13 protein-coding genes are annotated in these 13,827 nt (G+C 40.3%); 1 reads left to right on the top strand and 12 read right to left on the bottom strand.

The window, feature by feature from the left end; translation table 11 throughout:
- Positions 1-64: 64 nt before the first annotated feature.
- The 12 genes from MK405_RS05990 to MK405_RS05930 form a co-directional block, all read right to left on the bottom strand.
- Positions 65-1,000: a conjugal transfer protein gene (locus MK405_RS05990; protein WP_001224320.1), complete on the bottom strand. Its 936-nt coding sequence runs from the start codon at positions 998-1,000 to the stop codon at positions 65-67.
- On the bottom strand, positions 997-1,998 hold the full coding sequence (locus MK405_RS05985; RefSeq protein WP_000769868.1) for a bifunctional lytic transglycosylase/C40 family peptidase: 1,002 nt from the start codon (positions 1,996-1,998) through the stop codon (positions 997-999). Before MK405_RS05985 ends, MK405_RS05990 begins: the two co-directional genes overlap by 4 nt.
- Complete coding sequence (locus MK405_RS05980; RefSeq protein ID WP_000804748.1) at positions 1,995-4,172, bottom strand: CD3337/EF1877 family mobilome membrane protein; 2,178 nt, start codon at positions 4,170-4,172, stop codon at positions 1,995-1,997. Before MK405_RS05980 ends, MK405_RS05985 begins: the two co-directional genes overlap by 4 nt.
- 2 nt (positions 4,173-4,174) lie before the next feature.
- A complete protein-coding gene (gene tcpF / locus MK405_RS05975) occupies positions 4,175-6,622 on the bottom strand; it encodes a conjugal transfer ATPase TcpF (protein ID WP_000331160.1) in 2,448 nt (815 codons plus the stop codon).
- Entirely contained in the window at positions 6,606-6,998 is a 393-nt protein-coding gene (locus tag MK405_RS05970; RefSeq protein ID WP_000723888.1) for a conjugal transfer protein, read from the bottom strand. Before MK405_RS05970 ends, tcpF begins: the two co-directional genes overlap by 17 nt.
- An 88-nt stretch (positions 6,999-7,086) precedes the next feature.
- Positions 7,087-7,584, bottom strand: a complete 498-nt coding sequence (locus MK405_RS05965; RefSeq protein WP_000342539.1) for an antirestriction protein ArdA — start codon at positions 7,582-7,584, stop codon at positions 7,087-7,089.
- A gap of 116 nt (positions 7,585-7,700) precedes the next feature.
- Positions 7,701-7,922: a hypothetical protein gene (locus tag MK405_RS05960; RefSeq protein ID WP_001009056.1), complete on the bottom strand. Its 222-nt coding sequence runs from the start codon at positions 7,920-7,922 to the stop codon at positions 7,701-7,703.
- A 42-nt stretch (positions 7,923-7,964) separates the two neighbouring features.
- Positions 7,965-9,170 carry a MobT family relaxase gene (gene mobT / locus MK405_RS05955; protein WP_000398284.1) on the bottom strand — a complete coding sequence of 402 codons (1,206 nt, stop codon included), beginning with the start codon at positions 9,168-9,170 and terminating at the stop codon, positions 7,965-7,967.
- A 177-nt stretch (positions 9,171-9,347) separates the two neighbouring features.
- Positions 9,348-10,733, bottom strand: a complete 1,386-nt coding sequence (locus MK405_RS05945) for an FtsK/SpoIIIE domain-containing protein (protein WP_000813488.1) — start codon at positions 10,731-10,733, stop codon at positions 9,348-9,350.
- A 28-nt stretch (positions 10,734-10,761) separates the two neighbouring features.
- Positions 10,762-11,148: a YdcP family protein gene (locus MK405_RS05940; RefSeq protein ID WP_000985015.1), complete on the bottom strand. Its 387-nt coding sequence runs from the start codon at positions 11,146-11,148 to the stop codon at positions 10,762-10,764.
- A gap of 15 nt (positions 11,149-11,163) precedes the next feature.
- Positions 11,164-11,478 (bottom strand): YdcP family protein, encoded by a 315-nt coding sequence (locus tag MK405_RS05935; RefSeq protein WP_000420682.1) that lies wholly within the window; start codon positions 11,476-11,478, stop codon positions 11,164-11,166.
- Between the two features lie 340 nt (positions 11,479-11,818).
- Positions 11,819-13,000 (bottom strand): L-lactate MFS transporter, encoded by a 1,182-nt coding sequence (locus MK405_RS05930; protein ID WP_268704558.1) that lies wholly within the window; start codon positions 12,998-13,000, stop codon positions 11,819-11,821.
- Between the two features lie 218 nt (positions 13,001-13,218).
- On the opposite strand from MK405_RS05930, the gene MK405_RS05925 reads away from it, so the two are divergent.
- A complete protein-coding gene (locus MK405_RS05925; protein ID WP_007520775.1) occupies positions 13,219-13,827 on the top strand; it encodes an NADPH-dependent FMN reductase in 609 nt (202 codons plus the stop codon).

Raw genomic sequence — 13,827 nt, 5'->3', positions numbered from 1 at the left:
CTCCAATTTTTTATCAAAGAGAGTACGTGATTACAAAATAGCTGTAATAATGTACCAATATTTGTTATTCTATAATCTTCCAATTACTCCCGTTCTTTTCAAGTACCAAATCAAATTGAGATACCTGCGTTGCTTTGGTCTGCTGGTCGATATACTCCACTGTCAGCGATACCGTGACTTGATTATCCTTACGATTGTGAATAGGATTTACCAGTTCTTGAAAGATGTACTCTTTTCCGATTGGTTTTAATATCCCGTCATTCACATAGTAGGAAAGTTCACTGGCTGTCGCTGTAGGATAGAGCTTGAAGAACGTCGTTAAAAACTCATTGATTTCATTGGTTGTAATGGAATCAACCGTCCCCTCACTTTCAATGGCTTTTGGTTTATAACTTGATTTCTTAGGTATGTTGGTAATGGTCGGATTCTTAACCAGTACCATATTTCCAGAACCATCTACATAGACACTCACTATATAAGCAGAGTGGACGGTCTTTGTATTTTCTCCCTCTGTAATGAGCTGGTCTACACTGTAGGTTACATTAAACTCATTGTCGCCAGTTGGCTCTACCGTCCATATCTGAAATCCTCTTACAGAAGACGATACAGGAATATCTTTGCGTACTGTATCAACATTGAGAGCTTGAAGTTCATCTGTCAGATAGCCTTTTAGACTTTCCATTCGATTATCAATGGACTTATCGGATTGCTCCCATGAATAGTAGACTTTCGCAAAGTTCTCTACAAAATTTTCTACATGATGAGTATCAACGTATTCCTTTTCTATGATAGTTGTTTCGTGAATAGTATGAGTATCTATAGCTGTAAAGTGCTTGAATATCGCAAAGCTGAAACTAAGCCCTAAAAGTACCCACAAGGCAATCACAACCTTTTTATGAGGATTGACCTTATAGTAGACACGAGGTTTCTTTTCCTTTGGTATCTGTTTTTCTTTATTCTGATTTTTTCTAAATTTCATCATTAAATCTTCCTTTCTCATTGTTTGATTCGTCCTGCTCCCACTAAATGCTGTTGCCAGTAGGGGCTTGTTAAGTCGGCATAACCGATTGGGTCGCCTGCATGAAACATACGGTTATTGCCAAGGTATATCCCAACATGAGTAATATAAGAGCCAGCGTTATAGGTAGAATGAAAGAAAACCAAATCGCCAGCTTGTGCTTCCGATAGTGGGATATGCTGGGTCACATCATATTGCTGTTGTGCGGTTCGTGGTAAGTTAATTCCAGCTTTTCCATACGTCCATTGTGTCAGTCCGCTACAATCAAAAGAAGTAGTCGGGGAAGCTCCACCGTAAACGTATCGCCAGCCCTCATATTTCAGTGCTTCGTCCATGATGGCTTGTACCGTATCATCATCAAACTCTGTTGTGACAAGATACTGCGTTACCAGTTGCACATAAAACATATTGCCATAGTTGTATCGCCAGCCCCCATTGATAGGTATGGCTATGGGATTGGGGTAAGACACTTTTTCGCCACCTGAATACTCTTTTGAGAAACTTTGAGCCAGTTCAAAGGTATATTTATTTCCACGATTAGCCACATACCCTAAGAAACCACCACCATAATTGTAGGACTGGATAACCGATTCTAAATCTACACTGAGCCTTTCGCTACTGGCTAATAATTCACTGAAATACTTCACACCTTGCTTAATGGATTCTTCTGTACTCAATGAATTAGGTGGAAGACCGAGGGATTCCGAGGACTGCATAACATCTTCCGCAGTACCGCCCGATTCCACCTGTATAATCGCAAGAAGTATGTTGACATATTCTTCAACGCCATATTCTTTGGCATATTTTTCTACCATAGGCTTATGAGCCAGCACTTCTGCGGAAACATTCACACCTCCATAATGAATATTGGAAATTCCGCTGTCCTGTTCATCTGAAAATAAAATGGCAACAAACAGAAGCAGTGAGAAGACCATCAAGAATAATCCAGAACCACCAATCACTAAAGTTTTCAACTTCATGGTTTCTTACCGACTTTCTTAATGGTGGCGGTTTTGATTGGTGGTCTACTTCTTGTATTTTGTAGTGGTACTCTTTGAACAGTAGACGGACGTTCTTTTGTGATTGGACGTTGTGAAGTTCTATCTGCTGTAGTGGTTGAAGTTGCTGGCTTTTGAACGGTTTTTTCTTGAACGGTATTGCCTTGGCGTTCCACTTTTGGACTTGAAAAATCGGACTTAACTGCTGGACGCTCTTGTTTGGCTTGTTGAGATTCCTTATATGAAGTCTGAATATTAGACTGTTTTGAGGTCTGTTCATCATGATATTGTTCTTGTCTTGTAGTCGGTCTTTCATGAACAGAAGAAGCAGGCTGTTTTTTCTGTTTGACCTGTTCCATTTCAGAGCGACGCTTCGCAATGGTTTTTCGCCTTTGTTCCTGCTGTTCCTTGCGTCCACTGGCTCTGTCCGCTTTGGTTTGAGAAATACTACTGGTTAAATCACGGACATTCTCTTTTACTTTGGATTTTCCTTGATATACTGCATATCTTGCATTGGTCGGCAAATCTTTAACCTGTTCTTTCAAACCACTAGCAGTGTCTACCATTCTGTCTTTGGTATCAGCTACTGTACCGATGGTTTGACCGATACGTTTTCCAAGTGTTGATTTTTCCTTTCCGTCTGGTCGGGAGTGATCTGCTTGTGTCCTTGCAGAACTCCCCGAACCCGACTGTCCTTTTTTACCTGTAACAATGGCAGACCCAGCCCCTAGAGTAGTCATGGAACGTCCAAGTTTCCGCTGTAGACGGTGCATGTGAGCGTGCATAAGCATACGAGGTTTTCTCATCACACGACTTCCCACACTTTGAGAATCGTTACTCTGTAGAGAAAACATACTCATTAAATCGCCCAGCTTGAAGTAGATTCCTGCAAAGGTCACAATCTGTAGAAAAGCAATCAAAAAGAACGGATAACCAGCCGATAAGGTATAGAGCATGGTTGAAATACTAAATGCTGTCGTAATAATCAATGTGATTCCAGCTCGTGTCAAAATGGTATTAAAGAGCTTTGTTATGGCTCGTTTTGACATACCATCAAATGATGGAATCATGCTTAAAATAAAGCTCACAGGCAGAAACATAGCATAGATGATAAAAAGTACCTGCGAGAAAATCATGATTCCTGTTAATAGGAATACAAATATGGAAATCCCAATATTGAAGACAAATAGGAAGAAGACTGTACCTAAACGGTTAATGGTCTTTGTAATGGTTAGATTGGTATTGCTTCTGTCTTCAATTTCTTCCGCAACAATTTTTTCTCTGTCTTCGCCATTGTTGGAATCTGGGCTGGTGGAGAGCAGGCTTTCCACACGGTCAATACCGATACTTTCAATGTCTGAACTGTTGTATTGAAGCAGTAGCCACGGTTGCTGAACCTGTATGGAAAACAGGCTATCTCTGATTAAGTCCACGCTGTCCTTGCCTTGACTATCGGAATGGGGCATGACAATCTTCGTGCCAAGTGATAAACTGGCATTACTGATGTCTGATGAAAAGTCATTGATTTTTTTAATGTAGTCGGGAGCGTAGGCAATAAAGGAAGCCGATAGGATAAACACCAGCACAAAATTCATAATGGCATGAATTGCCTTTGTGGTTTCTCTCTTTATCAGTCCCGTATAGGCAACATAAACCCCAAGAACCAAAATCAAGAGTAAGAGGAATCCAACATAGAAACCCTCTGTTGAAAATCCGTTTGCACTCACACCAGCTAAGGTCTGCATATTCTTACCAATGGAATCTGCTGTAGCGGAAATGAAGTCTAAGGAATAGGCTTCCTGTACTAAGTAACCTGTCGCATTGGAAACATACAAACTGATTGTCCAAATAAAATTGGTAATGGCATATAGTCCATACATGACCTGTTTTCCAATCCCGTCCGACCAGTTCCACGGAAGCCAGCCCCAGCTATTATCCACATAAAAATCCAGTTGATAGTTTTCAAGTGGGTATCGGCTGTATTCATTTGCCACATTGACCGTATCATCTACCAAGCCCGCAGCTTGAACCACCGTTCCCAGCATGGCTAAAAGAAAAATGGCAATCACAAGTGTGAAAGCCACTGTCATTGCCACTTTACCTAGACGTTTCAGCGTCCAGTTTGATTTTATTCTGTTTACTATTGATGGTTTCACATTTACACCTCTTTTCGCACAGGTGGTCTGGTATCAAAGGCATGGAGCAGTTCTTCAAATACAGGGTGGAACTGTATCACACCGACACGACCATATAAATCACTGATAAGGCATTGCCCGTTTTCCAAATCACGCAATCGCTTCTGATTGTTTTCGTCCTCTGGGTCTACACCAAAAAAGGCTAAGGTCTTTTTAATCTCGTTAAGGTCAGTGGAACGAAATGCAAATTTTAAGCCGAGGTTATTTTTCAGTTTTTCATCTAAGAGGTCGTCTGTATTTTGGGTCACGAAATATACCCCAGCGTTCATAGCACGACCAGCCCGAACCAGCTTCATAGATAGTGTTTTTCCTTGTGCTACCTGTAAAAAGCTCCATGCTTCGTCTAAATCTACAATCTTGAAAATGCTTCGGTCTGTATGGATAAAGTCTAAAGCAAAGGTACTAATGACAATCAGCATAGCAACGGATAAAAGCTCCATAGTGGTATATTCCTCAAAGGAAGTTTCCTTGTCGGGAAGTACCAAGTCCGCAACCTGTATAATGTTCAGTTGTTTTTCTAAGCTGATAGACTGCTCCACATAACCATTACTGAATAATAAATGTGCAAAGTCATAGTCTGTAAAACTTTCGATATGGTCGGCTATACTGGTACTTAGTGGCGTATTCTCAACCCGTAATTCCTCAATCACTTTCATCAACCCTCGTACTTCACTATTGGTTACTGCACGAATGGCTTTTCTAAGGATTGGGAAGCGTTCCCCATCACGAGAGGAAATCCCCGTAAGGAATGTCAGAATATCAATAGCCAGTGATTCAGAATCTTTGGGATTTTTCATAATCACATAAGGGTCAAGTAAGCCTTTGTTTTTCTCATCAGAAGTCAGAGTGACGATATTGATTTCATGGGAAATCTCTGGCAAGGTTTCTTTCCATCTGCCACGTTCTGCTTTTGGGTCTACAATCACTGCTTGTGCCCCATAAAGCACCGCATAATAGACGATAAGGTTATTCGCAAAGGATTTACCACCACCCAGCGAACCAACAAAAGCCGACGCTAACGCATTGGTTACTGAACCCTTAACCCCTTGACTGGCAAGAGCAGGTTTCAGATAGACATTGCGTCCAGTATCTAAGCTGTAGCCAACATAAATCCCCTCATTTTCCCCCAGCATTTGAGTAGCACCAAAACCTAAACCAGCGAGGAAATCAGAGGTCACGTATTGAATATAATCATTCATATAACGCTTGCTGGCAGGTAAAAATTCTTCATGTAAGCCGAGCATATCCCCAAATGGTCGTACCAGTTTTACGCTTAAATCGTCATAAAAATCTTTCACTTCATTACAACGACGTTTGAGTTCGTCAAGATCATTTGCTGATACCCTTACCACATAAGACAGCTTGTACATAGATTCCTTGCTTTGGTCTAAATTGGTTTCCAGCTCATTCACACTTTCCAGAGCTTCCGCCACATTGGAGCTGGTTTCATTATCACTTTGCCAAGCGTGGTTATCCAAGTCTTTCAGTTCTTTCTTTTTATTGCGGACAGTAGATAGGGCTTTACGATTCGCTACAATTTCCACATTCATTGACGTATCAATCGGGAATGTAAATTGCTGTTGCTGGTAGTAGAAGATTTCAGAGGACGGGAAGTCCAGTTCTCCGACAATGCTGTTAATGGTAAAGTAAGCTACATAGACGGTTTCATCTTCCTGCTGGATTTTCAAATATCGCTGTTTTTCTTCCACCAAACAGCGAGTAGGCTTAATCAAGTCATAGTATTTAATCAGCGTTTCATTATCCAGCTTTTTCTTTGATAGATGGTACTCATACTCTTCATAGGCAGTGCCTGTCTGTCCGTAAAGGTGTTCAATCAGATAGCCGAAGTCGTCCTTATCTAACCTGCGGATTTTGAAACGACGAGAGATTTTATTTTCTAAGAGCTTTTCCATCTTCTGAAAACGCAGGATTTCATCATTACTCATACTAACAAAATCGCCCATCAGCTTATGGTTCACATCATAGACAAAATCAGACAAAGCATTTTTTGCTTCAACGGTAAGACTTTTCATAGAAAACTCCTGATCGTTGAGAAGCAACTTAAAGCCGATAAAGAAACGGTAGTTCACTTGATTTTCGCCAATCATGGATATTAAAGCGTCTGTCTGTTGGTCGATTTTGTCATAGGCAACCGCTTTGAGCTTGCCAGTGACTTCATTTTTGGAACGCTCTTGTGCAGAACGTATGCTGGATTCTGTACTGATTTGTAAAGCATGAATTTTGCCATCACGATTTTGTGCGATAAGCTGTCTGAAAGAATCATGCACTTGTATTTTCTGTTCTGGACTTAGAAATGAGTAATTGTAAGGAACAAGCTCATAGTAAGCATAACATTCCCCGTCTTTATTCCAGACGAGATTGTTTTCAATGTATTTAATTGGATATGCCATAAAATTCACTCCTAACTGCTGTAATGGCTTCTTGTGGCTGGTTTCTGCCAAGCGTTACTTTTTTTCCTGCATAGGTCAGCTTTGGTCGCAGTGCATAAGCAATGACAGACTTCAAAAATCCATAAGGCTTTTTACCATCAAAAGTTTTTGTAGACATAAACCATGTGAAAGCCACAGGAATCCCAAAGTATTTGAGAAATGCTCCCTCTATCATGGAAAGAGGGGGCAAGTTGCCAAGTATCATCACTGCAAAGAGTGACACGACAAACCATGTCATTTGCGTAAAGGTTATGGGAAACGGAAGTCTAAAATCATTGATAGAATACAGTACCTTTTCCACAGACCAGATACTGGTATAGCTTCGTATTTTCTTCATGTAATCAATCCTTTCATAAAAAATAGGGGTAGCTGATTGAGCCACCCCGTAAAATAGAAAATCTGCCAGTAGTAATGTACCGACAGATTTAATAGACGATTTCAAAAATCCCATGATTGGTTGAGATAAACGTTCCTGAAAGGTCTAAATCTCGACCATAGGCTTGATAATCAATATAGTTTTGAAGACTAGCTGGTACTTCGCCTAAAGCACCCGTTTCTTCAATGTAGTAGCGTGCCACGTCATACATATCATCACAATCGGAATGAATGATAATATCCTCTTGATGTTCGCTTAGTTCTTCAATGCTTGAAAAATGAGTGAGCAGAGCAGATAGCTCCGATTGTAATTCTTCGGGTAATTCCGATACCATTTCCCATAGTCGATTGAGTTCGCCAATGGAAGTGTATTCGTCAACCGTAAAGGGTAACTCGTAGTCATGAATGGCGTATTCCTCATATTCATCATTCAAGCCGATTTTCTCTTTGACTTCCTCAAAGTCAATGGGAAAGGTAAACCACGCACCGACCAATTCGCCCTCATTGTATTTGCCTAAATTCGCAATATAGACTTGCATATCGTCCATATATTCACGTCCTTTCTTTGTAGAGATTCAAAAATCCCTACCGCACTTCGTTTGGTGTACCATTCCTTTGCGGAACATAAGAAAACCACTTATATTCCACAAAAGAACGGTTTTATTTAAGCACCAATAATGCGATTGAATAGCTCTAGTAAAATGTCTTTTACTCCAGCAGCGTTGAAGACTAAGCCAACCGCAATAATCGCAATAATTAAAAAGCCAATCAGTTTGCTAAACTCACGCTTGAAGCCAAGATACAAGCCAATCACAACGATTGCTAAAAGCACCAGTGATTGAGCGTTTGATAGAAACCAGTTATAAAGGTTTTGTCCAAAATTCATAAAAATGTTCTCCTCTCTATATTCAATGAATTTGTATTTGAGTTATTTTTTTGTTGTTATCACGTCCTGTTCTTTTACTGACTGTTGCTTCAAAATCTGCTTGTGTCGGTCTGTCAGTTTCGCATGGTCGAGAATGTCTTTTACAACCTGCGTCTGGTTGATTTCATCAAGTTTAATCGCAACCTTTAAGGTCGGGGCAACTTGATGAGATAGCCAGTTCAGCGTCCTTTGGAAGGAGTAAGGCTCTGGTTTTGTGGTTAGTTTTAATCGTTCACGATTGTTCCCAATAAACCAAGCCCATTCTTCATTCAGTTTCCAATCAGAACGAGGTTTGGAATCGTCTTTATCTACAAAACGGATATACCGATTGATAATTTTAAAGGCGGTATGCTCTGGATTGTCATAGACGAGTAAATCACGGACTGCATAATAGGCACGCTCATTTTTCAATCGAATCTCAAAACGGTTTTTTACTTCTGCGTCTTCAATGGGAATATCATTTTTCTTGTACTGCTCGTAGTCCTTTTCATAGATACAGAAATAAACTTCACTTTGTAATGAACCGATATAGAGGGTGTTTCCCATACATTCCTTTTCCTCTTTGCGTACCAGTTCGCCACTGCGATAGCTTTTAAAACTGCGGAAGACGGAGATACATTCTTCCTGTTGGCACTTTTCAGTGAGTACAGGGATATTCAAAATCCCTGTCTTATCGTTAATGGCAAGGTCAAGGCGTTTCATCACACCGCCAGCCACCAAAACGTCCATAAAGAACTCATACCAGCTTCTTTGTTGTGCCAGAAGATAGCTTTCAAATTGTCTGCACCCACGACCTTTCAATTCCACCAGAACTCCTTTGTCCAGTTCATGGGAGCAAAGGACGAATATGTCGCCTAAAGCATAATGCTCTGAATAAGAATAGAAACCATAGTCCTCATGAAGAAAATAGGACAGTTTCAGTTGTAAGATGTTTTCGACCACCTGCTGTACGTCTGTTGTCGGAAAGCGAATCCTTACATAATCAAACAGCATTTCAAGGGGAGCGTCGGGATTGAAGCGTTCCAGAGCTTCCCAAAGGGACTGCTGTAAATCCTCTGATGGCTTGACTTTTCCTGTTTCAATATCGCTTAGATACTGCCTTGTAATACCAGTCGCAACAGCTAAACGGTTTTGAGATAGTCCATAAGCCAAGCGTTTTTCTTTTAAATGCTGTAACCAAGTTTGTTCATTCAGTAAAAATCCCTCCAATCAAAAAGGCGTATGTCAACTTTTAAAGCCCATTTGACATACGCTGAAATTTTGTAAATCCCTTGTAACCAAAGGATTTTCTAATGTTTTTTTGACTGTTTCCTGTCGATTTGTACCCCCCTGTTAGATACGGGGGGTTAAGTGCTGGCGTGGCTATTGCCACACCAGCCAGCAAGATCAGTCCACACCTGCGACTTCCGCTTCGCACGTCGCCTGCGTGGACTGTCTGCTGTTGGATAACTTTTTAATTTCCTCCAAGAAATCATATCCTTTTGGTACAAGGGGAGTATAAAACTCTGATATGACACTTGTTCCTACATCAACATAGCCACGACCTTTGATTCGCTTTAAGAAGAAATCCTTTTGTACGTCACTGCCAAACATCATGCCATAGCCCATTTCAGACATACGACCTAAAGCCACTCTGAAATTAAACTGATCACGGATTCCGTCGCCTAAATATTTTGCGTCTGGACGTTGACAAGCCAGTATTAGAAAGAAGCCAGCTTGACGACCTAACATGACAATCTGTTTCAGCTTATTCATAACTGCGGTGTTTTCTTTTGTTCCCAGCATTTCCATGAAAGCGACGTATTCATCAAAGATTAAGAAGTGTGCCGGGAGACCTAAGTAAGCATAATTTTTGCCAGTCTTATAGTTCTTCATCTGCTTCATTTCCTCACTACGTTTCATCATTTCTTCATAGAATGTTTCAATGCAAGAAAGCAAGTCTTCTTTTCTATAGTAGACATTTGCCATCACAGAACCTAAGTCCGCAAGGTCAGCATTTTTCGGGTCAAGAATATACAGTTTTGAATCTGTATGAAGCAAGGCTTCAATCAGTGTCAGTATAAAGTAAGTTTTACCGCCACCTGTACCACCAGCAATCAACATATGAGGGAGCTTATCATATTCCCACCATACGTTTTTCATTAAGCGAAGTTTACCATCTTTAGCTTCTACTTCATCAATAGAAATACGACTGGCTATGGTGTCATAGAGCAAAGTATATTCCACATAGGAATCCTTTAACTCTTTATCCGTCAGCTCACAGTACAAGCCACTCTCTAATTTCTTTTCCAAGTGTAAGAGTTGGTCTTGATATTTTCCCAGCGTGATTTCCACCCGTATCTGTATCAAGCCATTTTTAAGTCGATAATACATTTTAGGGAAGTAGGTTATCTTTTCCTTTGTACGACCAGCACTATCTTTAAAGAAACCCTCTGTTTTGACCTGTTCAGATTCATACCACTTGTTTTCAAGTATCATCTTTGCCAGTTTTTGACGGTGGTAAAGTTGTTTAACCGTATCATAGCGAACCCGTTTGAATACAAACGCTACCAGCAAGCAGATAAGAATTGCGACACTGAAACTGATAATTAAATAGGGAATGTCAATCTTATCTGCTTGTGATAGGTTAAAATCCTGCCAGTTGATCTGCTGGATTGTCTTCACATGAAACAGTCCGACAACCAGCAGGAAAACAGGCAGGAGTGACGCTATCGTAAAATGAAAGACTAAATCTTTACCAGATGGGCGAATCCTTTTACCACGCTGTTTCATGCGAAAAAGTCTCCTTTCTACCTAGCGACTATTTGTCTTGTGTCGGTTCTTTCTTTGCTTGTGGTTGAGCTTTGAATGAACTAGAATCCTTTGTCAGCACAATATCGTCTGCCTTGATATACCAGTCAACATCTGCTCCTTGATAGGTGGCAGTAGCAACGGTGTCCGCAATGGGATTGATAAGTTCCACCCGTGCGTTATAATCAAACTCTTTCAAAGGCACGCTGGCAGGAATACTTACTTGAATCATGCGTCCTTGTCCTTTGGATTTTAAGTCATAGGTACGTTCCTTGATTTCATCTGAAACCGACCCGTCTTCATTTTGGATTCTCACTTCACGACGTAGAGCAGAGAATTTCAATTCTCCAAAAGTCGTGTCTTTATCTAATACAATGCCATTTGCTAATCTCATCATTTTTCCTCTCTTTCTTTATTCTTTTATCATGTCGTCAGCATGTAAAAGGTAATTTGTAAAACCACGAGTGCCGATTTTGTAGCCCTCTGCGGTAATACGTGGATTGACTAACTTCACACGTTCCTCAAAGCCGAAATGTTTTTCGCCAGCTTCAGCAGGAAGCACCACCACAATATCATCTGCTCTTTGAACATCAGAATAGAGATTATAGCTTCTTGATAAGACAGTTAGCCGTCCGTTGATTCTTCGCTGAACGACTTTATCCTCGCCAGCAAATTCTAAATTGCCGAATGTTTTTTCCATGTTGGGAATCACAAATTTAAGTTCCATATTTTTACCTATCCTTTCTTTTTTATTGGCTGAATGAATGTTTGATGGTCTTAAAGAGTGGGGAACGACCTTTTGATTCTTGATTTTTTGTTTTCATAAGTTCACTTCCTTTCAAAATCGGGTAAAAAAATAGACACCTCATTTTTTGAAGTGTCTACCTATTAAATATTCAAATTTTATTGGAAGTATCTTTATATCTTCACTTTTCAAGGATAAATCGTCGTATCAAAGCTCATTCATAAGTAGTAAATTAGTAGTAAATTGAGTGGTTTTGACCTTGATAAAGTGTGATAAGTCCAGTTTTTATGCGGATAACTAGATTTTTATGCTATTTTTATACTTAAAAAATAGTAAGCATAAGTCCAATGAAGGCCAAAGCAATAGCAACATAAAAAGCTACACTATAATTTCCATTATTAGCCATTGCCATTTGAACAGCGACCTTGGGAGCGAAAAATGCTGCTAAAGAATATCCAGTGAAGACGATACCGTAGTTGACTCCTTGATTTGCAGGGCCATAATTTTCCATGACGATAGATGGGAAGACCCCCATAACACCACCAAAGCAGATACCAAGTCCTATAATTCCTAAGGTAAACCCAAATTGACCAGGGACGATAGTTAGGGAGAATAAAGCTAGGACAATGACAGAATAAATAATCAATAAGGTCTTTGAACGGCCGATTTTATCAGAAAGTGATCCCCAGATAAAACGACCACTAGAGTTTGCGATTGAATAAAGAGAGACATAGAGAGCTGCAGTGCCTGCAGAGAGTCCAAACATTGATTGACCGATTGGTGATGCTTGAGAGGCAATCATCAAACCAGAGAAGGCGCCAACAAAGAACATGCTAATGATAATGTAAAACAGAGGACTTTGTAGCATTTGTTTCCAGTTTTTATTAGTAGGTCCTTGCTTAGTTTGTACTGGAGCTTTCCAGCCTGCTGGTTGGTAGCCGCTTGGAGCTGCCTTGATAAAGAAAATTGCACAGATGATAACAACAATATAGACTAGCCCAATTGTACGAAAAGCAAAGAAGGCATCTTGTTTTTGAATGAGATTGCTTGCGACTGGAGAAGCGATGACTGCGGCAAATCCCATTCCGCCTGTCAGAATTCCAGAGGCTAAGCCACGTTTATCAGGGAAGAGACGAAGTGAATTGGAGAGGGCACCCGAATAGGCAAAACCTTGACCAAGCCCGGCCATTAATCCATAGGTCAAATAAAGCATGGCTGGTGAATTGGCATAGCCGGTTAAGTAAAATCCACTAGCAAATAGGAGAGCGCCGAGGGCGATGGTCCATTTTACATAATCTTTGTCAACTAAATAACCTCCTAGAATCATGGGGAGAGGGCCGATTGCAGAGTTGATAGCAAATGCTAACATAATATCAGACATGGACCAGCCTGTTGAACTGCTAAGTGGTCCGGCAAAAACAGAAAAGGAATAGACGGCACCTGTGCAAAGAAGAATGGCTGTAGACGCGACTAAAATCCTCCAACGATTGAATGTCTCTTTCATAAAAACATCCTCCTTAAATGTATATTTTTTCACCAAGACTATATCATAGTTAAGGAAGCTGGTCAATAGTTTAAGAAGATATTTTGTTAATTTTTTCACGAACTTGTACTAAAGTACGATAATCTGATAGAATAACACGGTCTTTATTATCAAGGATTTACAAGATTTTCTAAAGTAGTATAATGAAAGTAGATTAAATAAATGAAAGGGGTACCAAGATGAAACTAGTTGCTATCGTTGGAACCAATTCGGATCGCTCAACCAATCGGAAACTCTTGAAATTTATGCAAAAGCACTTTTCGGATAAAGCCGACATTGAGGTATTGGAAATCAAACAATTGCCAGCATTTAACGAACCTGAGGACAAGCAAGCACCAGCTGAAGTTCAAGCTTTTTCAGAAAAAATTCTTGCCGCAGATGGTGTGATTATTTCAACACCTGAGTACGACCACACGATACCAGCACCTTTGGCCTCTGCTTTGGAGTGGATTGCTTATACCAGTCGTGCCTTAATCAATAAACCAACTATGATTGTTGGTGCTTCTCTTGGCTTGCTAGGAACATCTAGAGCGCAGGCACATTTACGTCAGATTTTAGATGCGCCGGAGCTTAAAGCGAGAGTTATGCCGGGTACAGAGTTCTTTCTAGGTCATTCTGAGCAAGTCCTAGATGATGAGTGTCATTTAAACAATCCTGAAAAGGTTGCAGAACTAGAAGAACATTTTTCAGAGTTTCAAAATTTTGTTGAACTAACAAAGGCTTTAGTCAAACCAGAAGATACAAATCGTAAGAAATCTTTCATTTGGGAAGAATGGTTGAAAGCATAA

Origin of the sequence: Streptococcus oralis, assembly GCF_026782345.1 — a bacterium.
Taxonomy (GTDB): Bacteria; Bacillota; Bacilli; order Lactobacillales; family Streptococcaceae; genus Streptococcus; species Streptococcus oralis_CK.
The sequence above is the reverse complement of the archived record's forward strand: the minus strand, read 5'-3'. Positions and strand labels throughout refer to the sequence as shown.